This window comes from Leifsonia sp. Root112D2 (genome assembly GCF_001424905.1).
Taxonomy (GTDB): domain Bacteria; phylum Actinomycetota; class Actinomycetes; order Actinomycetales; family Microbacteriaceae; genus Root112D2.
In genome coordinates this window covers 1065303-1088325 of the sequence record NZ_LMCU01000001.1, presented here as the reverse complement: position 1 = coordinate 1088325, position 23023 = coordinate 1065303, and the positions used below count along the sequence as shown (strand labels likewise).

The 23023-nt window shown below is 65.3% G+C and carries 26 protein-coding genes and 1 pseudogene; 13 read left to right on the top strand and 14 right to left on the bottom strand.

Going from position 1 to position 23023, the window contains the following annotated elements; translation table 11 throughout:
• Nucleotides 1-24 precede the first annotated feature (24 nt).
• Nucleotides 25-429, bottom strand: coding sequence for a hypothetical protein (locus ASC63_RS16630; protein ID WP_235491813.1), 405 nt, complete (start codon nucleotides 427-429; stop codon nucleotides 25-27).
• A complete protein-coding gene (locus tag ASC63_RS04935; protein ID WP_055810454.1) occupies nucleotides 426-1064 on the bottom strand; it encodes a DUF308 domain-containing protein in 639 nt (212 codons plus the stop codon). The genes ASC63_RS16630 and ASC63_RS04935 overlap by 4 nt, the downstream gene beginning before the upstream one ends.
• 148 nt (nucleotides 1065-1212) lie before the next feature.
• On the opposite strand from ASC63_RS04935, the gene ASC63_RS04930 reads away from it, so the two are divergent.
• The 3 genes from ASC63_RS04930 to ASC63_RS04920 are packed head-to-tail and all read left to right on the top strand — an operon-like array spanning nucleotide 1213 to nucleotide 2950.
• Complete coding sequence (locus ASC63_RS04930) at nucleotides 1213-1776, top strand: DUF3185 family protein (protein ID WP_055810452.1); 564 nt, start codon at nucleotides 1213-1215, stop codon at nucleotides 1774-1776.
• A gap of 8 nt (nucleotides 1777-1784) precedes the next feature.
• Nucleotides 1785-2213, top strand: coding sequence for a hypothetical protein (locus ASC63_RS04925; protein WP_055810450.1), 429 nt, complete (start codon nucleotides 1785-1787; stop codon nucleotides 2211-2213).
• Nucleotides 2214-2245: 32 nt separating this feature from the next.
• Complete coding sequence (locus ASC63_RS04920; RefSeq protein ID WP_055810448.1) at nucleotides 2246-2950, top strand: alpha/beta fold hydrolase; 705 nt, start codon at nucleotides 2246-2248, stop codon at nucleotides 2948-2950.
• On the opposite strand, the gene ASC63_RS16855 is transcribed toward ASC63_RS04920, so the two are convergent.
• The 6 genes and pseudogenes from ASC63_RS16855 to rpsF all read right to left on the bottom strand — a co-directional run.
• The gene (locus ASC63_RS16855) at nucleotides 2878-3090 is read right to left on the bottom strand and encodes a DUF1648 domain-containing protein (RefSeq protein ID WP_082487234.1); all 213 of its coding nucleotides are present in this window, start codon (nucleotides 3088-3090) and stop codon (nucleotides 2878-2880) included. The two genes, ASC63_RS04920 and ASC63_RS16855, sit on opposite strands and share 73 nt — an antisense overlap.
• Before the next feature lie 10 nt (nucleotides 3091-3100).
• Nucleotides 3101-4474: a replicative DNA helicase gene (gene dnaB / locus ASC63_RS04915; RefSeq protein ID WP_055810446.1), complete on the bottom strand. Its 1374-nt coding sequence runs from the start codon at nucleotides 4472-4474 to the stop codon at nucleotides 3101-3103.
• A 439-nt stretch (nucleotides 4475-4913) separates the two neighbouring features.
• Complete coding sequence (rplI, locus tag ASC63_RS04910; RefSeq protein WP_055810444.1) at nucleotides 4914-5366, bottom strand: 50S ribosomal protein L9; 453 nt, start codon at nucleotides 5364-5366, stop codon at nucleotides 4914-4916.
• 9 nt (nucleotides 5367-5375) lie between these two features.
• Complete coding sequence (rpsR, locus tag ASC63_RS04905; RefSeq protein WP_055810442.1) at nucleotides 5376-5639, bottom strand: 30S ribosomal protein S18; 264 nt, start codon at nucleotides 5637-5639, stop codon at nucleotides 5376-5378.
• 42 nt (nucleotides 5640-5681) lie between these two features.
• Nucleotides 5682-6188 carry a single-stranded DNA-binding protein gene (locus ASC63_RS04900; RefSeq protein ID WP_055810440.1) on the bottom strand — a complete coding sequence of 169 codons (507 nt, stop codon included), beginning with the start codon at nucleotides 6186-6188 and terminating at the stop codon, nucleotides 5682-5684.
• A gap of 191 nt (nucleotides 6189-6379) precedes the next feature.
• Nucleotides 6380-6742 (bottom strand): annotated as a pseudogene (rpsF, locus tag ASC63_RS16780) (30S ribosomal protein S6); the annotation flags it as partial.
• A gap of 161 nt (nucleotides 6743-6903) precedes the next feature.
• Between rpsF and ASC63_RS04890 the strand changes: the two are divergent.
• From ASC63_RS04890 to ASC63_RS04880, 3 genes are read left to right on the top strand one after another with little or no spacing between them, the layout of a single operon-like run.
• Complete coding sequence (locus ASC63_RS04890) at nucleotides 6904-7086, top strand: hypothetical protein (RefSeq protein WP_055810436.1); 183 nt, start codon at nucleotides 6904-6906, stop codon at nucleotides 7084-7086.
• A gap of 9 nt (nucleotides 7087-7095) precedes the next feature.
• The gene (locus tag ASC63_RS04885; RefSeq protein WP_055810434.1) at nucleotides 7096-8319 is read left to right on the top strand and encodes a glycosyltransferase; all 1224 of its coding nucleotides are present in this window, start codon (nucleotides 7096-7098) and stop codon (nucleotides 8317-8319) included.
• The gene (locus tag ASC63_RS04880; protein ID WP_055810432.1) at nucleotides 8316-9071 is read left to right on the top strand and encodes a PIG-L family deacetylase; all 756 of its coding nucleotides are present in this window, start codon (nucleotides 8316-8318) and stop codon (nucleotides 9069-9071) included. The genes ASC63_RS04885 and ASC63_RS04880 overlap by 4 nt, the downstream gene beginning before the upstream one ends.
• On the opposite strand, the gene ASC63_RS04875 is transcribed toward ASC63_RS04880, so the two are convergent.
• Entirely contained in the window at nucleotides 9058-10503 is a 1446-nt protein-coding gene (locus ASC63_RS04875; protein WP_055810430.1) for a CCA tRNA nucleotidyltransferase, read from the bottom strand. The genes ASC63_RS04880 and ASC63_RS04875 overlap by 14 nt on opposite strands.
• Nucleotides 10504-10619: 116 nt before the next feature.
• Here ASC63_RS04875 and ASC63_RS04870 point away from each other — a divergent pair, with 116 nt between their 5' ends.
• The 7 genes from ASC63_RS04870 (at nucleotide 10620) to ASC63_RS04845 (ending at nucleotide 18519) form a co-directional block, all read left to right on the top strand.
• Complete coding sequence (locus ASC63_RS04870; RefSeq protein ID WP_055810428.1) at nucleotides 10620-12824, top strand: DUF6049 family protein; 2205 nt, start codon at nucleotides 10620-10622, stop codon at nucleotides 12822-12824.
• Complete coding sequence (murJ, locus tag ASC63_RS04865) at nucleotides 12817-14427, top strand: murein biosynthesis integral membrane protein MurJ (RefSeq protein WP_055810426.1); 1611 nt, start codon at nucleotides 12817-12819, stop codon at nucleotides 14425-14427. Before ASC63_RS04870 ends, murJ begins: the two co-directional genes overlap by 8 nt.
• A gap of 110 nt (nucleotides 14428-14537) precedes the next feature.
• The gene (gene trxB / locus ASC63_RS04860) at nucleotides 14538-15512 is read left to right on the top strand and encodes a thioredoxin-disulfide reductase (protein WP_055810424.1); all 975 of its coding nucleotides are present in this window, start codon (nucleotides 14538-14540) and stop codon (nucleotides 15510-15512) included.
• A gap of 25 nt (nucleotides 15513-15537) precedes the next feature.
• Entirely contained in the window at nucleotides 15538-15864 is a 327-nt protein-coding gene (gene trxA / locus ASC63_RS04855; RefSeq protein ID WP_055810421.1) for a thioredoxin, read from the top strand.
• Nucleotides 15865-15941: 77 nt separating this feature from the next.
• On the top strand, nucleotides 15942-16118 hold the full coding sequence (locus ASC63_RS16225) for a hypothetical protein (RefSeq protein WP_157487580.1): 177 nt from the start codon (nucleotides 15942-15944) through the stop codon (nucleotides 16116-16118).
• A gap of 104 nt (nucleotides 16119-16222) precedes the next feature.
• Nucleotides 16223-17545 (top strand): aminotransferase-like domain-containing protein, encoded by a 1323-nt coding sequence (locus ASC63_RS04850; protein ID WP_055810419.1) that lies wholly within the window; start codon nucleotides 16223-16225, stop codon nucleotides 17543-17545.
• Between the two features lie 14 nt (nucleotides 17546-17559).
• Nucleotides 17560-18519 carry a D-alanine--D-alanine ligase family protein gene (locus tag ASC63_RS04845; protein WP_055810416.1) on the top strand — a complete coding sequence of 320 codons (960 nt, stop codon included), beginning with the start codon at nucleotides 17560-17562 and terminating at the stop codon, nucleotides 18517-18519.
• 354 nt (nucleotides 18520-18873) lie between these two features.
• On the opposite strand, the gene ASC63_RS04840 is transcribed toward ASC63_RS04845, so the two are convergent.
• The 5 genes from ASC63_RS04840 to yidC form a co-directional block, all read right to left on the bottom strand.
• Nucleotides 18874-19806: a ParB/RepB/Spo0J family partition protein gene (locus tag ASC63_RS04840; protein WP_055810414.1), complete on the bottom strand. Its 933-nt coding sequence runs from the start codon at nucleotides 19804-19806 to the stop codon at nucleotides 18874-18876.
• Complete coding sequence (locus tag ASC63_RS04835) at nucleotides 19806-20729, bottom strand: ParA family protein (RefSeq protein WP_055810412.1); 924 nt, start codon at nucleotides 20727-20729, stop codon at nucleotides 19806-19808. The genes ASC63_RS04840 and ASC63_RS04835 overlap by 1 nt, the downstream gene beginning before the upstream one ends.
• A 90-nt stretch (nucleotides 20730-20819) precedes the next feature.
• Nucleotides 20820-21449: a 16S rRNA (guanine(527)-N(7))-methyltransferase RsmG gene (rsmG, locus tag ASC63_RS04830; RefSeq protein WP_055810410.1), complete on the bottom strand. Its 630-nt coding sequence runs from the start codon at nucleotides 21447-21449 to the stop codon at nucleotides 20820-20822.
• A gap of 14 nt (nucleotides 21450-21463) precedes the next feature.
• Nucleotides 21464-22039 carry a Jag family protein gene (locus ASC63_RS04825; RefSeq protein WP_082487232.1) on the bottom strand — a complete coding sequence of 192 codons (576 nt, stop codon included), beginning with the start codon at nucleotides 22037-22039 and terminating at the stop codon, nucleotides 21464-21466.
• A gap of 15 nt (nucleotides 22040-22054) precedes the next feature.
• Complete coding sequence (gene yidC, locus ASC63_RS04820; RefSeq protein WP_055810408.1) at nucleotides 22055-23017, bottom strand: membrane protein insertase YidC; 963 nt, start codon at nucleotides 23015-23017, stop codon at nucleotides 22055-22057.
• Between the last annotated feature and the right edge of the window lie 6 nt (nucleotides 23018-23023).

Below are 23023 nucleotides of genomic sequence, written 5' to 3'. Positions count from 1 at the left end.
CTCGGCAGTCTAGAGGGCAGAGCCTCAGTGCTCGCGGTTCTGTTCCCTGAGGTCGCGCACCTCGTCGGTGCCCGGCTTGAAGCTCAGCGAGAACATCGCCAGCACGATGAGCGAAAGAATGAAGACCACGCCGAATGCCACACCCGCGAGCACGAACTCCCGCGTCGCGATCAGCGAGACGAGCCCCACGAAGAAGGCGAGAATGGCGGCGAAGCCGATCAGTTCGGCGGGCCGCAGCCGATCCTTGCGACTGGGCGTGTAGCTCACTCCGGGCACGGGCAGCGGCGACGCCCCCGCGGGCGCGGCATCCGGAGTCTCGTGCGCGGCACCATTCTGCGCGGCGTCGTTCTGTACGGCGCCGTCTCCGGTGGTCTCCGGCGCATCCGGGGCGCCCGCCGCGGCATCCGGCTGCTTGTCGTCGTCACTCATGCCGTTCCCTCAACCTTCTGCTGTGCCTCGGCCGGTTTCTGCGTTCCCCACTTCAGCGAGAAACCGCCGATCGCCAGATACACGCACAGGATCGCGCTATACGCGCCGAAGATGCCGACCAGAATCACGGATGAGGTGAGGCTGCGCGCCACGCCGTCGGGCCCGGTGAAATGCTGTGCGATATCGGGCGGAATGACGAGGAAGACGAGCGCGAGAATCGCGGTCAGCGCACCCATGCTCAACCAATCGCGTGCCGCCGGATGCCGCCGGCGCGCGCGCAGACCCGCATAAAGTTCGATGAAGCCGGTGAGGGCCGCCCAGGCGCTCACCAGCACGAGAAACCAGCCGAGCCCGCCAAGCTGAAGCAGCAAGGCCAGGATGCCGAGAATCGCGCTGACGAGGCCCGAAATCGTGAACAGGGTACGCAGCACGCCGGCCGGAAGAGTCGAAAAGCAGGCGACGGCCACGATGATGCCGCTGAGAATCGCGAACCCTCCGAAGACCACCAGACCGAGCTGTGGGGAGTGGTCGGCCGCGAAGGTGATGATCACGGCGGCGACGAGTGCCACCAGGGCGCGCCCGATCGGAACCGTCCAGTAACGGTCCTGCAGGTGGGCAGTGGGGGCGGCGGCCACGCGGCGACCTCTTTCGTAAGCGGGGATGCTTCCCAGTTTAGCCGCGCGTCGCCGGGGATTGAGCCGGCTGCCCGTGGCGTGCGTCAGGCCCATGGCTATGCTCGAATGCACAGCCTCAGGCTGCCTCGCTGCGCGGAAGGAGACTCGGATGTCTGAGCACGACCGCCTCGATCCGCGGTACCGTCCCGAGTTCCAGCGCGGATACGACCCCGGCGTGCATGGCGCCGTCGAGAGCTCCACACCCGCAGCAGAGCCCGAGCAATCGGATGCGCCGTCGCACGCACCGGAGACTGCGCGCCGCGGTGCCCCCCTCACACCAGCGAGCCCGGCCACGAACCACACGGAGGACGCGTTCGGCGACGTCGATGCCGCCGCCTCCACTGCCACAACCGCACCCGAGCCGCCCGTTACTGCGCCGACACCGCCGCCCGTCTGGCGCAACCCGTACCTGATCGGCCTGGTTGTTATCGGCATTGCGCTGATAGCTTTCGGCGTCGACCGCTACACATGGGCGGTGAGCCAGATCACCCCGAGTTACACCGGCGGCACCAGCAATTCGGCTCAGCCCGACCTGATCACCCCGCAGGTGATGTGGGCGCTCGGGCCGCTGCTCGCCGTCGCCGGCGTGCTCACGCTGCTCGGTGTCGGCTTCTTTGTGGCGTGGCGGTGGATTCCCCGCAAACGACGCGCCCCCGGCCAGGCCAGACGCTGAGCACGCAGATGTCACGCCGAATCGTCGCCCTCATCGCCGCCTGCTGCGCACTGCTGGCAATGCTCGGAGGAGCACTGCTGGTCGGTGAGGCGCAACATCGGGCCGAGGCATCCGTTATTCACATCCTGGTGCAAAAGGGCGTTGCCGCCGACCCGCAGGCCGTGCGTGCCGAGGAGCTCCTCCTGACCCGCGCGTACCTCTCGCAGTCGCTGCACACCGGCGCGACCCTCGCCCGTCCGAACGTAACGATGGATGCCACCGGCACCACCACGACCAACCCGCTGTTCTACCCGAACTACGTTCTGCTTTTCGCCTCCCGCTACAGCTGGCACATGCAACCGGCCGCGCTTCCGATCGGCGCCGGCCTGGCCATGCTCATCGGCACGCTCTTCACGGCGGCAGCCAGGTGGCGCCCGCGGGTCAAGGCCGCCCCGTAGCGCATGTCGGCGGTGCGTCGTATCGTGCTGCCATGGATATCGTTCTGGTTCCCGGGTTCTGGCTGGATGCATCGTCGTGGTCGCAGGTGACCCCACCCCTCGTCGCTGCGGGGCACCGGGTTCACCCGCTCACGCTGCCCGGGCTTCAGTCACCGGATGCGCCACGCGATGGCATCGGTCTGCGTGACCACATCGAGGCGGTCGCCGCCGCGATCGACGCCATCGACGGGCCTGTCGTGCTCGTCGGCCACTCCGGCGGCGGCGCCATCATTCATGGTGCCGTTGATGCGCGACCGTTGCGTGTCGCGCGCGCCGTGTATGTCGACAGCGGCCCACTCGGCGAGGGCGGCGTCATCAACGACGAACTACCGGCCGAGGGTGAGGATGTGCCGCTTCCGCCGTGGGAGTTCTTCGACGAGCCCGATCTCGTCGACCTCACCGAAGAGCTGCGCACCGCTTTCAGGGCGCGCGCCGTCGCCGAACCGCGCCGCGTCACATCCGACCAGCAACACCTCAGCGACGACCGCCGCTACGAGGTGCCGGCAACCGTCATCGCCTGCGAGTTCCCCTCAGCGCAGCTCGCGGAGTGGCTCGCCGCCGGTCATCCCTATGTGGCTGAGCTCGGACGCATCCGTGACGTCGAATTCGTGGATCTGCCCACCGGTCACTGGCCGCAGTTCACGCGGCCAGTCGACCTTGGCGGGGTCATTCTTGCGGCGGTCGACCGCACCTCGTGACGCGTGCCCGCGGCGACGAGAGCGCCGACGGCAAATGCCAGGCACACGAGCCACGCGGTAATCGAATCGCTGAACGAATCCGCCGAGCCCGATACACCCCAATGGGTAGGGATGCGCGCCGGCACGTTCTGCCACAGCATCCGCAGCTGACTACACCGGCGCCATGTCGGTGAAGCGCGAGAAGTGACCCTGAAACGCCACCGTGATGGTGCGGGTGGGGCCGTTGCGGTGCTTGGCGACGATCAGGTCGGCCTCGCCCGCGCGCGGGTTGTCTTTCTCGTAGGCGCTTTCGCGGTGCAGCAGGATCACCATGTCGGCATCCTGCTCGATCGAGCCGGATTCGCGCAGGTCGCTGAGCGCCGGCAGCTTGTCCTGACGCTGCTCAGGGCCACGGTTCAGCTGCGACAGCGCGATCACGGGCACCTGAAGCTCCTTCGCGAGCAGCTTGAGCGCCCGCGAGAACTCGCTGACCTCCTGCTGTCTGCTCTCCACGCGCTTACCGCTCGTCATGAGCTGCAGATAGTCGATCACGACCATCTTCAGGCCGATGCGCTGCTTGAGCCGGCGGCACTTGGCGCGAATCTCCACCAGTGTGAGGTTCGGGCTGTCGTCGATGTAGAGCGGAGCATCGTTGATGCGCCCGCGGGTGGACGCGATAGTGGTCCAGTCGCGGCTGTCGACGGTCCCCTTGCGCATGCTCTGCAGGGGCACGGATGCCTCGGCCGAGAGCAAACGCATCGCGATTTCGCTGCGCCCCATCTCCAGGGAGAAGAAAATGGTGGGCATGTCGTGCTTGATGGCGGCGGCGCGCGCGAAGTCCAGCGCGAGCGTGGACTTACCGAGCGCGGGGCGCGCGGCAACGATGACCATCTGCCCGGGGTGCAGGCCGTTGGTCAACTCGTCGAGTTCGGCAAAGCCCGTGGGCACGCCCGTCATGGAGCCGTCTTTGTGCTTGGCCGCCTCGATCTCGTCGATGGCGACGGTGACGGCATCCGTCAGCGGAACATAGTCTTCGCTGTCGGTGGAGCCAGTGACCGCGTAAATCTCCGCCTGCGCATTGTTGACGAGATCGAGCACCTCGCCCTCGGCGGCGTAGCCCATCTGCGTGATGCGGGTGCCTGCCTCGACCAGCCGGCGCAGCAGCGCCCGCTCGGCAACGATGGCGGCGTAGTAGCCGGCGTTCGCGGCGGTGGGCACGACTCCGGTGAGCGTGTGCAGGTACTCGGCACCGCCGGCCCTGGAGAGCTCACCGGCCTTGGTGAGCTCGTCGGTGACCGTGATGACGTCCGTGGGCTCACCGTGTGAATACAGCGCAAGAATCGCATCGAAGATGATCTCGTGCTTGGGAATGTAGAAGTCGCCGCCACGCACGACCTCAACGACGTCTGCCACGGCATCTTTGCTCAGCAACATGCCGCCCAGGGCGCTCTGCTCGGCCAGGAGATCGTGCGGGGGAGTGCGCTCGGTCTGACGAGTCTCACCGGAGGTGCGCGTCTCAGCCAAACCCAAATGAGCGATCGACACTCGGCCCCCTTCAATGAACGGTTAATGCATTGTTTCAGCGACCACCGACATATGGCCCAGGGCATAGCGGTGCGCCCCGATGCAGTGCGCAGTTTCGACCCGCCGAATGATGCTGCTCCACGATATGGAGGAGGCATGCCCGGCCACAAGCCGCCCTGTGGACAACGCTGGGGACAAACTGCGCGAAACGCCGTGCGCCGTGTGCAGAAGCTGTGAATAAAGCTGTGGAATAAAAAGAATCTTCCTCGCACAATATGCACTTGATCAGGGGTTTCACTTGCACAGCCCTGTGTGTAGAAAGATGTTTAGACACTGTGTTGAAGCTTTGCCGTTCAGTGGGTCGCCCTGTGCATAGTGACCGCGCCAATGAGCACAAATCCGCGGCTTAAATGATGTGTGGCGGCGGGTTTCCCCGCCGCCACTCATCGCAAGAAGACTGCTACTTGGCAGCGACCACCTGAAGGGTGATCGTGGCCGTGATGTCGTCGCGCAGACGAACTGTCGCCTCGTGCTCACCGACGGCCTTGATGGCGCCGCTCAGCTCGATCTTGCGCTTGTCGACGGAGCCGATGCCGGCTGCCGCGACGGCATCCGCAATGTCACCGGTCTTGACCGAACCGAAGAGACGGCCCTCGGCGCCAGCCTTGACGGTTAGCTTCACCTTGGTTGCCTCGAGCTTGGACTTGAGGTCCTGGGCTTCTTCGATCGTGGCGTGCTCACGGGCGACACGAGCCGCCTTGATCTGCTCGACCTGCTTCTCGCCTCCACGACTCCACGACACGGCGAAGCCCTGGGGGATGAGGTAGTTGCGTGCGTAGCCGTTCTTGACGTCAATGACGTCTCCGGGCTGGCCGAGGCCGGTGACCTCGTGCGTCAGAATAACTTTCGACATGTCTGTTCCTTACCTGCCCGAGCCGGCGTAGGGCAAAAGCGCCATCTCGCGCGCATTCTTGACGGCGCGGGCGATGAGGCGCTGCTCCTGCACGGAGACACCGGTGATGCGGCGAGCGCGGATCTTGCCACGCTCGGAGACGAACTTACGCAGGGTTGCGACATCCTTGTAGTCGATGACACCGACGCGGATGGACTTCGCGGGGGCGGCGTTCTTGCCGTCCTTGCCCTTGCGGATTGGCTTGCGGCGATCGCCGCTCGACTTTCCAGCCATGATTTCCTTTGCTTTCTATAAGAAGTGTTGTGAGCGAGCGCTTTAGAAGGGCGTCTCGTCGTTGAAGCTGCCGGGCGCATTCCAGACGTCTCCACCCGCGGGGGAGGAGGAGTTGGATGCCGGCGCGCTGGCAGCCCAGGGCTCATCGCCCGAGCCGGAGGAGGAGCCACGCGGTGCCGAGGACGACTGCGCCCTCGTGACCGCCGCGGTGGCGTAGCGAAGCGAGGGGCCGATCTCGTCGACCTCGAGCTCGATGGAGGTGCGCTTCTCGCCCTCCTTCGTCTCGTAGCTGCGCTGCTTAAGGCGCCCGGTCACGATGACGCGGGAGCCCTTCGTCAGCGAACCAGCCACGTGCTCCGCAAACTCACGCCAGACACTCGCCCGAAGGAAGAGCGCTTCGCCGTCTTTCCACTCGTTCGCCGCACGATCGAAACTGCGCGGCGTGGATGCGATGGTGAAGTTGGCAACCGCCAGCCCGCTCTGCGTGTAACGCAGTTCGGGATCTGCGGTGAGGTTGCCCACCACGGTGATTACGGTTTCGCCGGCCATGAGTTCTAGGCGTCCTTCGACGCCACGTCGGCCTTCGCCGGTGCGGGGGTCTTGGCAGGAGCGGCAGCCTTGGCGGGGGCCTCGTCCTTGTCGGCAGCAGCCTTGGCGGGCGCAGCCTTCGGGGCGGCGGCCTTCGCGGGCGCGGCGGCGACAGAAGCGGACGACGCCGACGAGGTCGAGCTCGCGGCGGACGACTTGGTCGGGGCAGCAGCCTTGCGGGCCGCCTTCTCCTCGGCAAGCTTCGCGGCGGTGGCAACCTGGGCGATGGCCTCTTCGGCACGCAGCACCTTGGTGCGCATGACGGCCTCGGAAAGCTTCAGCTGGCGGTCGAGCTCGACCGTCGCATCCGCGTTGGCGGTAAAGTCGACGACGGCGTAGATGCCCTCGGACTTCTTGTTGATCTCGTATGCGAGACGGCGGCGACCCCAGATGTCGACCTTGTCGATAGTTCCACCGTCGTTACGAACGACATTGAGGAACTTGTCAAGGCTGGGAGCTACGGTGCGCTCATCGATCTCAGGATCGAGGATGACCATCAACTCGTACTGATGCATGACTAACCCACCTCCTTTGGACTCAAACGGTTACAGACGGTCTGTAACAGGAGGGTTATGCATTCTGTGCGGGTACAGGAGTACCCAGACAACCTGCATAGCCTACCGGATGCCTCGCCCCGGCGCCATTCGGCGCCTCGCCTGCTCGCTAATCTGGAGGCATGGAGTCGCCTGACGAGATTGCCGCCCGCTTGCCGGATGCGCTGGATCGGTTCGCGGCGGCCGCCGGTCTGCGGCTCAGCAGAGTGCAGCTCTGGGCGCATCCGCCGGTCGGTGAGCCGGACGACGTCTGCCTCATCGCCGAACTCTCGCTGTCCGAATCGGGCACCCGGCGCACGACCTAAACTGGCCACATGCCCGCAACGCCCCCACTCTCTGTCGCGGTCATCGCTCTGCACACCTCGCCATACGCCGCCCCCGGCTCGGGCGATGTCGGCGGCATGAACGTGCTGATCCGCGCTACGGCAGAGCGGATGGCGGCGGCCGGCCACCGGGTCGAGGTGGTGACCCGCCGTTACGACCGCGACCAGCCGATCACCGAGCACCTCGCCCCCGGGCTGACGCTGCGTTACATCGACGCCGGCCCGCCCGAACCCCGCCCGAAGGCCGACCACGAGGGCTTCGTCGACGAATTCCAGGCCGGGCTCGACGCTCTCGGCCACGTCGACCTCGTGCATTCGCAGCACTGGCTGTCGGGCATGGCCGCGCTGCCGTTCGCCCGCAACCGCGGCGTGCCGCACATCCAAAGCTTCCACAGCATCGCCGCGCACACCTCGACCGACCTGTCGCACGGTGAGCGTGCGGAGAGCCCGGGCCGCATGCCCGGTGAGGCCTGGCTGGCCCAGAATTCGGATGCGATAGTTGCCGTGAGCCACGCCGAACAACGCACCATTCTCGAGCGGCTCGGCGCGCCGATCGAACGCGTGCACGTCGTGCTGCCCGGGGTGGATGCCTCCCTCTTCCATCCCGCAGAACCCACCACCCGGCCGCGCCGCTACGTCGTGGCCGCGGCACGAATCGAACCGCTCAAGGGTCTCGATCTCGCCATCCGCACCATCGCCGAAATCGACGCAGGCATCCGGCCCGATCTGCTGATCGCGGGCGGTCCGACCGACGGCGCCGATCACACCCTGGATGAGCTCAGGGCGCTGGCCGTCGAACTCGACGTCGCAGAACGAGTGCATTTCATCGGCCCGCAGTCACGCGACGCCCTCGCCGAGCTGCTCTCGCACGCCTCGGCCGCGCTCATCCCCTCGCACTCGGAGACGTACGGGCTCGTCGCGCTCGAGGCTGCGGCGAGCGGCATCCCCGTTCTGGCCACGCCGACGGGAGGACTGAGCGAGGCCGTCACCGCCGACAGCGGCATTCTTCTCGACTCCCGCAACCCGCGTGACTGGGCCGCTCAACTCGCCGCCCTTCTGACGGATGCCCCGCGACTCACCCGGCTCTCCTCCAGCGCCCGCCGCTACGCCGAGACGCGAAGTTGGTCACGCTCCACCGACGAGACGCTCGCCGTCTACGCCTCGCTGTTGCCCCGCGCCTGCGACGCGCGAATGCCGACGCCGGCCCCGGTATGAGCCTGCTGCACGATGCGCGCGTCGTGCTGCTCGCGCACGCGCATCCGGACGACGAGACGATCTCGACGGGCGCGCTGATTCTCGAGCTGGTCGAGCGCGGCATGCGGGTCGTGCTGCTCACGGCGACCCGTGGTGAGCAGGGCGAGGTAGTCCCCGCCCTCCGCTCCGCCGTCGAGGCAGACGAGCAGTCGTTGGAACGCATCCGCGTGCGCGAACTCGACAGCGCCATCGAGCGCCTCGGCATCTCGGAGGCCTACCTGCTCGGAGCCCCGCCCGCGCGCGCCGCCGGCCTCCCGGCACGCCGCTACGAGGACTCGGGGATGCGTTGGATACGTCCTGGTCTCGCCGGACCGGCGACCGACGTTGCGACCGAGCGTGCTGCGTACGCGCTGTCGAACGCCCCCCTGAACGAGGTCGTCGACGATGTGCGCGCGCTGATCGAGTTCGTACGCCCCGATCTCGTTCTCAGCTACGACGACAATGGCGGCTACGGGCATCCGGACCATCGCAGAATTCGGGATGCCGCGTTGCGGGCCGCCACCGCCTCGACCGTCACCTTCGCCGAATTCGTCTCCGCCGAGGCGCCGGATCTCGAATGGCTGGAGTTGAGAAGGCACCTCGCCGGTGTGCAGAACGCGCTTCGAAGCCACGCCACCCAGCTGAGCGTGGATGGCGAGCACATCGTGCACTCCGGCGGCCAGCGCGAGGCCATCACCACGAGCATCGGCCTGCGGCAGGTCACTCAGGCCTGAGCTGCCCAGCCTGCTCGGCCCACCACTCCCGCAGGCGGCGCGTGGCCTCCTCCTCGCCGAGCGGCCCCTCGTCGAGGCGCAACTCGAGCAGAAAACGATACGCCGTGCCCACATCCGGCCCCGGCTTCAGAGACAGAATCGCCATGATCTGCTCGCCGTCAAGGTCGGGCCGCTTACTGTCCAAATCCTCCTGCTCGGCAAGGGCGGCGATGCGCTGCTCCAGGTCGTCGTAGGCGAAGGCCAGCCGATCCGCCTTGCGCTGGTTGCGCGTGGTCACGTCGGCCCGGGTGAGCATGTGCAGGCGCTCCAGCTCGTCGCCGGCGTCGCGCACGTAGCGGCGCACCGCCGAATCCGTCCACGCGGCCTCGCTGTAACCGAAGAAACGCAGGTGCAGCTCAACGAGCCGGCTGACGGCATCCACCGTCGCGTTGTCGAAGCGCAGCGCACGCAGCCTCTTGCGCGCCAGCTTTGAACCGACGACGTCGTGGTGGTAAAAGCTCACCACACCGCCGGCCTCGAGCTTGCGCGTTGCCGGCTTGCCGATGTCGTGCAGCAGGGCAGCGAGACGCAGTACGACGTCGGGCGCCTCGCCCGGATGCCGCTCCCGCTCGTACCCGATGGCCTGCGTCAGCACGGTGAGACTGTGCTGGTACACGTCCTTGTGATGGTGGTGCTCATCGACCTCGAGATGCAGCGCGGGCAACTCAGGCAGCACCCTCGCCGCCAGGCCGCTGTCGACGAGCAGCTCGATGCCCGCACGCGGGTCGTCGCTGACCAGCAGTTTCACGAGTTCGTCGCGCACCCGCTCGGCACTCACGATCTCAATGCGCTCGGCCATCTCTGCCATGGCGAACCGGGTCGCCTCGTCGACGGTGAAACCCAGCTGGGCGGTGAACCGTGCGGCACGCATCATGCGCAGCGGGTCGTCGCCGAAGGAGATCTCCGGGCTGCTGGGAGTGCGCAGCACCCCGGCCAGCAGGTCTTCGACGCCGCCGGACGGATCGACGAGCGTGACCGCGGGAAGCCGCAGCGCGAGCGCGTTCACGGCGAAGTCTCGCCGCATCAGGTCTGCCTCCAGGCTGTCGCCGAAGACCACATCGGGCCTGCGGGTCTCGCCGTCGTAGCTGTCGGCGCGGTAGGTGGTGATCTCCACCGTCTCACCGTTCACGCGTGCGCCGATGGTGCCGAAGGCGCGACCGATGTCCCAGTGCGCATCGGCGAGGGGCTTGACGACCCGCAGAATATCGTCGGGCCTGGCATTCGTGGTGAAGTCCAGGTCGTGCACACCGCGGCCGAGCAACGCATCCCGCACAGGCCCGCCGACGAGCGCGAGTTCGTAACCGGCGTCGGCGAACGCGGCAGCCAGCCGGGAGACGGTCGCGGAGGCCGCGAGATCACCCAGCCGCGCGAGGGAATCGGCAACGCTCTGCATGGTCGGGCCAGTTTAACCTGCACAACAGGGGCGGTCTCACAGAAGGCACCCCATAGAATTGCCGACATGGTGGCCGAGCTGGAGTCGTGCGGTTCCGCGCGCGACGCGTCCGCTCGATGATCGGGCGCTTTGCCCGGGGCCTGGCCCTGGCCCTCGGAATCTCCTCGCTCGCAGCAGGCTCGCTCGGCGTCGCCCCGGCCTCTCTCTCTGCAGCACATGCATCAGCAGCACACTCCGCGACGGCCCCCCACGCCGCGGTCGAGACCGGCGTCACCCTCTCTATCGCCGTCGACGACGGTGGCAGGCTCACCACGCAGCAGCCGCTGATGGCCACAGCAACAATCACCAACGGCGGCTCCGTCGCCCTCGCCGCCGGCACCCTGAGCCTGTGGATCGATGACACCAGAATCTCGACCCGCACCGACCTCGACAGCTGGCTGACGGCGAAAGACGCGGATGCCGGTGCCCGGGTGCTCAGCAGCACCCACACCGAGCGCCTCGAGCCTGGTACCACCGCAACAGTACAGATCTCGGTGCCGGCGGCATCCGTCGGCCTGGTAAAAAACCAGACCACGGCCGTTTTCGGCGTCGGTGCAACACTCTCAAGTGGCGGCTCGACCCAGGCCATGGACCGCGGAAGCCTGGTCTGGAGCCCGGGGGGAGCGAACAAGGCAACCAACCTTGCCATCGCGGTTCCCATCACCACGCCCGCCACGGCGACAGGGCTCATCTCGAGCGACGATCTCGCCAGCTACACCGCCCCCAACGGCCTGCTGAGTCGCCAGCTCGACGGCCTCATCGGGCACCCAAACGTCGCCATCGGGCTCGACCCGATGATTCTCGCCTCGATTCGCGTTCTCGGATCCTCGGCACCGGCGTCGGCCATCGCGTGGCGGCAGCAACTGCTCGGCGTGCCCAATGACATCTTTCCGCTGCGCTACGGCGATGCGGATGCCGCGGGCGAGGTTCAGTCGGGAATCACGAAACTCCTCGCCCCCACCACACTGAACTGGGCGCTCGACGCCGCCAATTTCACGACACCGGACACGGTTGGCGAGACCCCTCCCGCAACGCCGCCCAGCACCGGCGCGCCCACCGACACATCCACCCCCACGCCCACCTCGACGAGCGGCCCCCAGCTGCCCACCCTCGAGAAGCTGCTCTCCTGGCCATACACGATGAGCGGCATCGTCTGGCCGGCCGACAACACGGTGCGGGCGGCGGATCTGCCCGTCTTCGCCGCCAACGGACTCACGACCACGATTCTCTCCAGCGCCAACACCTCAACGGGCGATGTAAGCACCACACCGAACGCCGCCCTCAAGGCGGGCGCCAATTCGGCCGTTGTGGCAGACGCGACAATCTCTGCGGCGCTTCGCCAGGCAGTGACCTCGAGCTCAGACGCCGCCTGGAACCAGGCCATGGCCGAGGTCAACTCGCAGCTCGTGCTGATCGGCCAGGAGAACGGGCCGGACACCCGCACCATTCTCGCCACGCTCGACCGCGGCTGGCCCTCCGATGCCGTGACGCTGCCACGCACCCTCTCGGCGCTGGATTCGGCGCCGTGGGTCGCATCCGTCACCCTGCCTCAGGCCATCGCCGCCACGCCGACCCCCGGAATCAGCATCAAGAACTCTCCGGAGCCGGCCGCGCGCGTGGCGACCATCACCAAACTCACGGATGCCGAGAAGAAAATCTCCGCATTCAGCACCATTCTCGACGACCCCAGCACCCTGACCGGGCCGACGCGGGTGCAGTTGCTCAGCCTGCTCTCGGTCTCCTGGCAGAACAGCAAGAATGACTGGGCCGCCGCCACAGGCGCGAGCCTCAAGACCACGACCACCACCTTGCAGTCGGTCAAGATCATTCCCGGCAGTCCGGTGAACGTCGCCAGCACCGAGGCGCCACTGCCCATCACCATCGAGAACTCCCTCAAGCAGCGCGTGAACATCCTGCTCTGGGCCTCGCCCTCGAATGGCCGGCTGGAGATCGACGGCAGCACAAAGAAAACCGTGCAGGCGGATTCCCGCGGAACGCTGATAGTTCCAGTGAAGGCCACGCTCGGTAACGGCAAGGTGAAGCTGTCGCTCTCCCTCACGAGCCCGACGGGCGTGTCCATCGGCAGCCCCGCCGTGCTGCCCGTCGAAGTGCATGCCGACTGGGAAGGCCTCGGCGCGCTCGTGGTGGCGATCCTGCTGATACTGCTGTTCGGATTCGGCGTTGTGCGCAACATCCTGCGCCGCCGCCGCGAGCGCGATGACCCCCCGGTCGCCTCGGTCCCTGAGCCTGCCGAAGGGCCCGAAGAGGAGCCTCGTGGCTGAGGTCGGCCGCGCGAGCGCCGTACTCGCCGCGGGAACCATGGTCTCGCGCGTGCTCGGCTTCGTGAACATGTTCGTGCTCGCGATAGCGATCGGCTCCTTCGGCGCCGCCGCCGACGGTTTCGCCGCGGCCAACCAACTCCCCAACACCATCTATCTCATCGTCGCGGGCGGCGTGCTCAACGCCGTGCTCGTGCCACAGATCGTCAAAGCTGGCCTGCACGCCGACGGCGGTCGCGCCTATATCAACAAGCTACTCACGCTGGCCATCATCATCCTCGCCGTGGTCACCATCGTGGCCTTCGCGCTCGCTCCCGTGCTCGTGCGCATCACCATCTCCGGCTTCTCCCCGGCCAAGCTCGACCTCGCCACGGTCTTCGCGTACTGGTGCCTGCCCCAGATCTTCTTCTACGGCCTCTACACGGTGCTCGGCGAGATTCTCAATGCTCGCAAGGTGTTCGGCCCCTTCACCTGGGCTCCCGTCTTCAACAACGTCGTTGCCATCGCGGGCTTCGGTGTCTTCATCCTGATTTTCGGTGCGGATGCCGCCGGCGTCCGCACACCCCAGGAATGGTCCGCGGGCATGACCACTGCCATCGGCGCCACCGCGACAGTCGGCGTCGCCGTGCAGGCGCTCGTGCTCATCGTGTTCTGGCGCCGTGCCGGGCTGCGCTACAGGCCCGACTTCCACTGGCGCGGCGTGGGGCTGCGCGAGGCGGGCCGCATGGCCAGCTGGACCTTCGGCATGATCATCATCACCACCCTCGCCGGGCTGGTCGATAGCAATGTCGCCTCGCTCGCCCATTCCGGTGACGCCTCGGTCAACGTGCTCGCGAAGGCGTGGCTCATCATCATGCTGCCGCACTCGATAGTGACGGTCTCGATAGCAACGGCGTACTTCACCCGCATGAGCGAGGCGGGAACATCCGGTCGCATCGACGACCTGCGCGTCGACATCTCGGCCGCCCTGCGCAGCGTGAGCCTGCTGATCGTGGGCGCCACCGCCGTTCTGGCGGTGCTCGCCTACCCGTTTGCGCGCGTCTTCACCGATACCTTCGCGCAGACGCAGGCCATGGGCCTCGTGATCATCGCCACGGTCGCCGGCCTCATCTCGCTCACGCTGCTCTTCATCGTTCAGCGCGCCTTCTATGCGCTGGGAGACACCCGAACGCCGTTCTTCTTCACCCTCGTTGAGGCCGTGCTGTTCAGCCTGTTGGTGCTCGGATGCGCGCTGCTTCCGAGCCCGTACATTGCCATCGGCATCGCGCTGTCACAGGGGTTCGCCACCACGGTGCAGATGGCGCTGGCCTGGTACCTATTGCGCCGACGCATCGGTCGCTTCGAGGGGCGGCGCGTCGCCGCCAGCCTGCTGCGCTATCTCGTGGCGGCGCTGCCGACCGCCGTCGTGGGTTACCTGGTGTTGCTCGCCCTCGGCGGCGTGACCGTCGGCGGTTTCGGGGTCAGCGGCAAGGGCCAGGCGATAGTGACCATGGTGATTGTCGGCATCGCCATGGCGGTCGTGTACTTCGGCATGCTGATAGTGATGCGGGTGCCCGAGTTGCGCGGTGTACTGGCGCCTCTGGCAAACCGTTTGCGGCGTCGGTGACGAAGAGCAGTTGACGACGGAATAGCATGCATTGAGGATGTGTTGTAAGCATCAGTGAGTCGAATTCGACTCGGCAGTACCATTTCGGCAGGTATTTCAGGGAGCGCCACGTGCGGCAAATTATCATCATCGGATCCGGCCCCGCTGGCTACACGGCTGCCATTTACGCCGCCCGCGCCAATCTGAACCCCCTGCTCATCGCCAGTTCGGTTGAGGCCGGCGGCGAGTTGATGAACACCACCGAAGTGGAGAACTTCCCGGGCTTCCCCGAGGGCATCATGGGCCCCGAATTGATGATGAAGATGCAGGCACAGGCCGAGCGGTTCGGCACCGAGGTCGTTCTCGACGACGTGACCAGTGTCGACCTGGAGGGCGAGGTCAAGACCGTCACGCTCGGCTCCGGTGCGGTGCACGAGGCGCTTTCCGTGGTTTTCGCCACCGGATCCGCGTACCGCAAGCTCGGCCTGGCCGACGAAGAGCGGCTCTCCGGTCACGGCGTCTCCTGGTGTGCCACCTGTGACGGCTTCTTCTTCCGTGAGAAGACCATCGCCGTGGTCGGTGGCGGGGACTCGGCCATGGAAGAGGCGAACTTTCTCACCCGCTTCGCGTCGAAGGTCTACGTGATCCACCGCAAAGACAGCCTACGCGCTTCGAAGATCATGCAGGATCGGGCGTTCGCGAACGAGAAGATCGAGTTCGTATGGAACTCCGAGGTCGTGGGCATGACCGGCAACGAGGCGATCTCGGGCGTCGTGCTGCGCGACACCGTCACCGGTGAGGAGCGCGCCCTCGATCTGCAGGGCCTGTTCATCGCCATCGGCAACGACCCGCGCACCCACCTTGTGCACGGGCAGCTCGACCTCACCTCAGACGGCACCATCGCGGTCGAGGGTAGAAGCTCGAAAACTAATCTGACCGGGGTTTTTGCTGCCGGTGACGTGATTGATCCGCACTACCGTCAGGCCGCAACGGCCGCGGCATCCGGAACCGTTGCGGCGCTGGACGCCGAAGCATTCCTGGCCAGCCTCCCCAAAGATCTGCTGGCTGAAGCCAGCGCCGATCTGCAGCTCACGACCACCCCATAACAGCCCCCATAAGGAGAGAAAAACAATGTCAGCAGCACGCAGCGTCACCGACGCCACGTTCGAGCAGGATGTCCTGAACAGCGAGAAGACGATTCTTGTCGACTTCTGGGCTGAGTGGTGCGGCCCGTGTCGCGCGGTCGGCCCGATCCTCGACCAGATCGGCGTCGAGCACGCCGACAAGATCGAAATTGTCAAGCTGAACGTCGACGAGAACCCGCAGACCGCGGCGAAGTACCAGATCACCTCCATCCCCGCGATGAAGGTGTACCAGAAGGGTGAGGTCGTCAAGACCGTCATCGGCGCCAAGCCGAAGCCCGCACTCGAAGCCGACCTGGCCGCCTACCTCGCGTAGCCGACCGTCGTTTCCAGACCCGTCCGGCACACGCCGGGCGGGTCTTTTTTTGTACCCACGAAAGCTAGCCTGTATGTATGAAGCTCCAGCACATCCCGCTCGTCTTGTTCGCGGGCGCCGCGATTCTCTTCGGAATCTGCGCGGTGCTGCAATTCATCGCGAACAACGTGGGCCTGGGCGTCCTGTTCGCGGGTCTTGCCATCGTCGGCCTGATTCTCTTCCTCGTGCTCCGTAGCGGACGCGTCTCCTGGTGAGCGGCGCACTCCGGTGCGCCACAACGAGGGTTTCACGTGAAACCTTCGCGCGATCCGCACGGACGCATCCCATAGCATTGAAGAGACGTATCTGAAGGACAAACATGTCAGAGCAGGGCAGCACCCAGAACCCGGGCAACAATCTCGACCCGTGGTACAACCACTACGCCGCGCGCACGAGCGGCCTGGCCGCCAGCGAGGTTCGCGCCCTGTTCGCCGTGGCCTCACGGCCCGAGGTGGTCTCGCTGGCCGGTGGAATGCCCTTCGTCTCCGCACTGCCGCAAGACCTCGTCATCGGCGCCATGGACCGTGTCATGCATGAGCAGGGCGCCGTTGCCCTGCAATACGGTTCCGGACAGGGCGTTCCCGTGCTGCGTGAGCAGATTCTCGAGGTCATGGCGCTCGAGGGCATCTCGGCCAGCGCCGACGACGTGGTGATCACAACAGGCTCGCAGCACGCGCTCGAGCTTTTCAGCAAGCTCTTCATCGACCCCGGTGACGTGGTGCTGGCCGAGGGGCCGAGCTACGTCACGGCGATGGTGATCTTCGGCTCATACCAGGCCGAGGTCGACCACGTTCCGATGGACGAGCACGGGCTCATACCCGAGGCGCTGCGCGAACACATCGCCCGGCTGAAGGCCGATGGGCGCCGGGTGAAGTTTCTCTACACCGTGCCGACGTTCCACAATCCCGCCGGCGTGACGCTCACGTGGGAGCGCCGCCTCGAGATCCTTCAGATCGCCCGGCAGAACGACATCTTGGTGCTCGAAGACAACCCATACGGACTGCTCTATTTCGGCGAGAAGGCACCGGATGCGATGCGTTCCGTCGAAGACGAGGGGGTCGTCTATCTCGGCACCTTCTCCAAGACCCTCGCCCCCGGTTTCCGGGTCGGGTGGGCGCTCGCCCCGCACGCGATTCGCGAGAAGCTGATCCTCGCCAACGAAGCCGCCGTGCTCAGCCCCAGCTCGTTCAGCCAGTTGGTGGTCTCCGAGTATCTCAAGGATGCCGACTGGAAGGCGCAGATCGATACCTTTCGTGGCGTCTACCGGGAGCGCAAAGAGGCGATGCTTTCGGCGCTGGGGGAGTATCTGCCCGAGCTCAGCTGGACGAATCCCACCGGCGGCTTCTACGTGTGGCTCACTCTTCCCGAACGTCTCGATTCGAAGGCCATGCTGCCGCGCGCGGTCAAGGAGCTTGTCGCGTACACACCGGGCACGGCCTTCTATGCGGATGGTGATGGGCGGCAGAACATGCGACTCTCGTTCTGTTATCCAACGCCGGAGAGCATCCGTGTCGGCATTCGACGGCTCGCGACGGTGATCAACGGCGAGCTCGACCTTCTCGACACCTTCGCAGGAACCGGCTCGCTGAGCCCGGTGCGCACGGGTCGAAGCAACGCCAATCCGCCATCCGACCTACGCTAGAGAAAGTCCTGATCATGACTAGTTTTTCTCCCCTTACCGTGGTCGTTCTTGCGGGCGGCATTTCCCACGAACGTGACATTTCCCTGCGCTCGGGGCGCCGGGTTGCCGACGGACTGACAGCTCTCGGCCACACCGTGACCATGCGCGAACCGGATGCGTCTTTGCTGGCTTTCCTTACCGAGAACCGCCCCGACGTGATCTGGCCCGCGCTGCACGGAGCCAGCGGCGAAGACGGCGCGCTGCGCGCGCTGCTAGCCCAGGCGGACATCGCTTTTGTCGGCTCTGAGTCAGATGCCGCTCGACTCGCCTGGTCCAAGCCGACGGCAAAGACCCTGGTCGGCCGGGCTGGAATTGCCACGCCCGAGTCGGTCACCCTTCCCACCGAGGCGTTCCGAGAACTCGGCGCCTCGAGCGTGCTCGATACCATCCTGGCCAATCTGGGCACGCCGCTCGTGGTGAAGCCGGCTCAGGGCGGATCGGCCCAGGGTGTCACCATCGTCGACGACCCGGCCGACCTGCCGCGCGCCATGGTCGACGCGTACACCTATGCTGACGTTGCCCTCATAGAGCGCAAGATCGTCGGCACCGAGATCGCGGTGACCGTCATCGACACGGGGGACGGCCCGACCGCGCTTCCCGCCGTCGAGATCGTTCCTCTCGCCGGGGTGTACAGCTTCGAGGCTCGCTACAACGCGGGGGAGACACGGTTCTACACGCCGGCACGTCTCGACGCGGATGTCGCTGACGCGGCCGCGCGCACGGCAGTTCTCGCCCACGAGACACTCGGTCTGCGACACGTGTCGCGCATCGACCTGATCGTAGACGCGGAAGGGACGGCCTGGTTCCTGGAGGCGAACGTATTGCCCGGCCTCACGGAGACTTCGCTCGTTCCCCAGGCGTTCGAGGCCGCCGGCCTCGAACAGGGTGCCGTCTACGCCGGCCTTGCGGAGCAAGCCATCCGCGACCACGCCTAGTGCGGATCCCTCAGCGTGCCGAAGGGCCCGGCGCTCCGGCAGAATCCACGATGTTTGGTTTCGAGACGACCGCGGGCGCTGGGGCTCGCTCGCAGGCTCGCTCGGCGCTGGGGTCGCGAATCGCTGACGCGGTTCTCCAAGCTCCACCGCGCGCTTTAACCGACCGACGATCACCGCGTGAGGAGCAGCGTGCGTCAGCACGCTGAATGGCTCCGGCCGAACGCAGTGAGCTTCGAATCGTAGAACGAGCGTCTCGAAGCCTGCCCCGCGCTCATGTTTCACGTGAAACATTGGCGCACTTCTGCAGCTCACCCATGTTTCACGTGAAACATGAGCGCCAGATCGCCCGACCGGCTACGGCTGGAAGCCCGTGTCTCCAAGCTCGGCAAGAATACGGTTAAGATCCTGGATTGTCGCGAAATCTATCACGACCTGGCCTTTTCGTGCGCCGAGCGAAACCTTGACTCGCGTGTTCAGGCGATCGCCGAGGCGCTCAGCGATCTCATCGAGGTGTCCTTGGCGGCGGCCGGCGGCCGGCTTCGGCTTACTCACCCGTGGCGTCGCGGTCGCGGCTGCTTCCGCGGCGCGCACCGACAGATCCTCGTTGACGATCTTGTCGGCCAGTCGCTGCATTTCCTCGACATCCCCGACGGAAAGAATCGCGCGCGCATGCCCGGCGCTCAACACCCCCGCTGCGACGCGGGTCTGCACGGCCGCCGGCAACTTCAGCAACCGCAGGGTGTTGGTGATCTGTGGCCGCGACCGTCCGATGCGATTCGCCAGCTCGTCCTGGGTGATACCGAAGTCCGCGAGCAGCTGCTGGTAGGCGGATGCCTCCTCCAGCGGATTCAGCTCGGAGCGATGCAGGTTCTCCAGCAGAGCATCCCGCAACATATTCTCGTCGGCGGTGTCCTTGATGACGGCCGGAATCGTCTCGAGCCCGAGACGCTTACTCGCGCGAAGGCGGCGTTCTCCCATGATCAGCTCGTACTTATCGACCTGACCCAAAATTGGGCGTACGACGATCGGCTGCAGAACGCCCACCTCGCGAATGCTCGCGACAAGCTCGTCGAGGGCTTCGGCATCGAATTCGGTGCGCGGCTGCTGCGCGTTGGGCACGATGTCGTTGGGGGAGAGGCTGGCCAGGCGCGCACCAGGAACGGCGACAAGATTGGTGACCACAGCGCCCCTGTCGGGAAAGAACACATCGACGGGCCGCGCGGCGGAGTCCGCGGTGGGTATCAGTGCGCCGATTCCACGGCCCAGACCTGTGCGTTTGGCTGCCATTAGCGGGGTACTCCTCTTCGTGCGATCTCGGCCGCTGCTTCCATGTACGACAGCGAACCCGATGAATTCGTGTCGTAGCTCACGACGCTCTGCCCGTAGCTGGGGGCCTCAGAAATGCGTACCGAACGCGGAATCACAGCCTCCAGCACCTCCTTGGGGAAGTGCGCACGTACATCATCCGCCACCTGATGAGCCAGATTGGTGCGCGAATCAAACATTGTGAGCAAAATTGTCGAGACCTTGAGCTGTGGATTAAGGTGCTTCTCGATCATCTGGATATTCTTCAGCAACTGGCTCAGGCCTTCCAGCGCGTAATACTCGCACTGGATGGGAATGAGAACCTCGGTCGCCGCCACGAATGCATTGATCGTCAAAAGGCCCAACGACGGTGGGCAATCGATGAGAACGTAGTCGATACCCTCGTGGACCTGCTCGAGAAAAGTGGAGAGGGAGCGCGCGAGCCGCTGCTCCCGCGCAACCATGGATACCAACTCGATTTCCGCGCCGGCGAGGTCGATGGTGGCAGGCAGAACGTAGAGACCCTCAAACTCGGGGCTCTTCTGCACGATGTCTTCCATCTCGGCGTCGTTGACAATGACGTCGTAGACACTCGGCGTTCCCTCACGGTGTTCCACGCTCAAAGCGGTGGATGCGTTGCCCTGCGGATCCAGGTCGATCACCAGAACACGAGCACCGGACTTCGCTAACGCGGCCGAGAGGTTGACCACGGTCGTGGTCTTTCCCACCCCGCCCTTCTGATTGGAGATCGTGAAGATACGGGTACGCGCAGGAAGGGGGAGTGTTGCGGCCGAGAGGGTCTGGCGCCGACGCACCAGGTCGGCGAGCTCCCGTGCAAGTGGCGTCGATCCGTCATAGCTCGCCGCATTGTCTTCTGCGCGGATGCTCTGTTCAGGATGTTTCACGTGAAACCTTGTCGATTGTCCATCGGATTCAAGGGCCGATGACGGGTGTTTCCGGTCAAATGCGCGGGTGCCTCAGCATGACCCGCGCAATCAATCCACTGTAGCCCGAATGACCCGGGTAATCTCGTCGAGAATTCCCTCGCCGAGGGTCAGAACCTCGACATCGCGGAGCCGATATTTGCGGATCGCCTGCCTCGCCGCCTCTACCTCGGTAGGGGCCGCCGCGCCCTTCATGAGCACCAGTTCTCCGCCGCGGCGCAGCAGGGGAGCGGTCAGTGGGATCAGCTTGCGAAAAGCACTCACCGCACGAGCGGTCACCTGATCCAACGGCTCGGCCAATTGGGCCTCTTCGCCCCGTGCGCGCAGCACCGAAACGTTCGACAGGCCCAACTCGGAGACCTGCTCGTTCAGCCAGGTCACCCGACGTTCCATCGGCTCGATCAAGACAAAGGAGACATCCGGGCGTGCAATGGCCAGAACCAGTCCGGGCAAGCCAGCGCCACTGCCAACATCGCCCACCGTTCCCGGCTTCAGTAGCGGCGCCACCACGGCGCAATTCAGGACGTGCCTGCTCCAGAGGCGGGGGAGCTCCAACGGGCCTATCAGCCCGCGCTCCTCACCCTGAGCGCCGAGGGCCGCGGTGAACTGACGAGCCAGCTCGATGCGATCGCCGAAAAGTACCGCTGCCGCAGCCGGTTCGTTCTCGATAGTTACCGTCAATGTTTCACGTGAAACTATGAGGCCGCGGTGATCACCGTGTGGCGGTCACGACCTTCGCCCTCGGAGTTGGAGACATAGCCACGATCGGCCACGAGGTCATGAACAAGCTTGCGCTCATACGAAGACATTGCCGGCAGGGCCGCCTGTGCCGCGCCCTCTTCGATGCGAGCTATCGAGCGGTCGACCAGCGTGGCGAGTTCGGCCTGGCGGGCCTCACGCGATCCACCGATGTCCAGGATGAGTCGCGAAAACTCCCCGGTCTTGCTCTGGACCGCGAGGCGCGTAAGTTCCTGGAGCGCATTCACCGTGTCTGGCTTGGAAAGAAGACGGAGGTTCGCATCCTCTTCCGCGTGCACGGAGAGATAGGCACGTCCATTTCGTGCATCGATATCGATGTCACCGTCGATGTCGCAGATGTCGAGGAACTCCTCGATGTAGTCCGCCGCTATATCACCCTCGTCCTCAACCTCGGCGTCAGGGGCCAGCGAGCCCGAGTTCTGAGTGTCGGCACCCTGCTCCTCGACTACCGTCGCGACGGCGTCGCCCGACTGCTCGATTTCTTCGGTCTGGGTGGACTGTGTGTCGGTCATTTTCGGATAAGTCCCTTACTTGTTTCCGCCGGATTGCTTCTTGGCACGCGCCTTGCTAATCGGCTGCTCGCGCTGAGTCTTCTTGGGCTCCTCGATCGAAACCACCACGTCGCCGCTCTCGGAGACGAGCTTGCCCTTGCGCGCCAGGCGCGCCTCACGGGCCTTCGCCGCATCGCTTCCAGGAGTGGGCATATTGCGGATGACGATGAACTGCTGCACCATCGTCCAGATGTTCGAGGTGAGCCAGTAGAACATGACGCCCAGCGGGAAAGCGAAGCCGGAGAACAGGAACACAAAGGGGAGCAGGTAGAGCAGGATGCGCTGCTGCTTGAACTGCGGGCTCGCCTTGGTCTCGGCCGACATGTTCTTGGAGACGATCTGCAGCTGCGTGAAGAACTGGGATCCGGTCATCAACACGACCATGATCGCGGCGATCACCATGACACCGGTCTGCTGATGCGGAAGGTGGTTCATTGCGCCAGAGAAGCTCTGGTGCAGAGGGGAACCAAACAATTGCGCGTGCGCAAACAGCTGTCCAAGATGGGCGTCGAGGGGACCGACGCCGGCCTTGCCCTTCTGTGCATCGTTCAACACGGAGAACAGACTGAAGAAGATGGGCATCTGCAACAGCAACGGCAGACACGAACTGAGTGGGTTGGTGCCCGTTTCCTTATAGAGCGCCATCGTCTCGCGGCTCATGGCCTCCCGCGAGAACTGGTCCTTCTTACCCTTGTACTTCTCCTGGATCTTCTTGAGTTGCGGCGCCACCTCGAGCATGCGGCGCTGGTTCTTGATCTGCTTGACGAAGATGGGTATCAGAGCGGCACGAATGACGACGGTGAGCCCGACGATGGACAACACCCAAGTGAGCCCGCCCGCGGTATCCATGCCCACATTGGTGAACAACCAGTGGAACGCCACGAGAATGAGTTCCACGACCCATTTGATGGGCCAAAGAACTGTGCCGATGATGTCCATGGTGTT